This is a genomic window from Micromonospora sp. M51 (assembly GCF_018070305.1).
Classification (GTDB): Bacteria; Actinomycetota; Actinomycetes; order Mycobacteriales; family Micromonosporaceae; genus Micromonospora; species Micromonospora parva.
Genome location: NZ_JAGPXZ010001532.1, coordinates 1 through 426, shown reverse-complemented (window position 1 = coordinate 426; position 426 = coordinate 1). Strand labels below are relative to the sequence as shown.

At 74.6% G+C, this 426-nt stretch carries 1 protein-coding gene; it reads left to right on the top strand.

What is annotated here, in order from left to right; genetic code table 11:
- The coding region (locus KBX53_RS35815) for a response regulator transcription factor (RefSeq protein ID WP_210864122.1) at positions 1-426 on the top strand (426 nt) is incomplete at both ends.

Here is a 426-nt window from a genome sequence, read left to right as displayed (position 1 = left end):
AAGCCGGCGACGGCCGAGCGGGCCTGGCGGTCGTTCGCGAGCACCGGCCCGACGTGGTGCTGATGGACGTCCGGATGCCCGGCGGCGACGGTATCGAGGCAACCCGACGCATCCTCACCGACCCGACGCTGGCCGACGTCCGGGTGGTCATGTTGACCACCTTCGACGACGACGAGTACCTCTTCGAGGCCATTCGCGCCGGCGCGGCCGGCTTCCTGCTCAAGGACACCCCGCCCGACGCCCTGCGGGACGCGGTCCGCGTGGTGGCCGGCGGGGACGCGCTGCTGTCACCGGCGGTGACCCGGCGGGTGATCGCCGCGGCGGCCCGCACCCCCGTCGCGGACCCGGCCCGGCTGACCGGGCTCACCGGGCGGGAACGCGACGTGCTGGCACAGGTCGGCAGCGGCCGGTCGAATGTGGAGATCG